Source organism: Haemophilus sp. CCUG 60358 (assembly GCF_001679485.1).
In the GTDB taxonomy this organism is placed as follows: domain Bacteria; phylum Pseudomonadota; class Gammaproteobacteria; order Enterobacterales; family Pasteurellaceae; genus Haemophilus_D.
In genome coordinates, this window is sequence record NZ_LZOZ01000008.1 from 1 (window position 1) to 278 (window position 278).

Annotated in this window: 1 pseudogene; it reads right to left on the reverse strand. The window is 49.3% G+C overall.

The annotated features are described in order from the left end of the window. Positions 1-278 (reverse strand): annotated as a pseudogene (locus A9500_RS02545) (cell wall anchor protein); the annotation flags it as partial.

Here is a 278-nt window from a genome sequence, read left to right on the forward strand (position 1 = left end):
TCACTTGGTACTTTCACTTTTACTGAGCCATCAGTCGTTGATGGAGTCACTTCCGGTGCGCTTGGTGCAGTGGTATCTGGTGTTGCAGCGTTATTACCCGCATTCGCTTTAGCTGGTGTGCTTTCGTTACCTGCTGGGTCTTTCGCCTGTGCAGTTACTTCAGAACCATCTTTCACTTTATCTTGTGGAATAGTGGTGCTGTCTTTACCTGCTTCAACGCTTGGCACGATCGCCGGTTTATCAGAAGTCCAGCTGCCGTCCGGCTGTTTAGTTAAGGT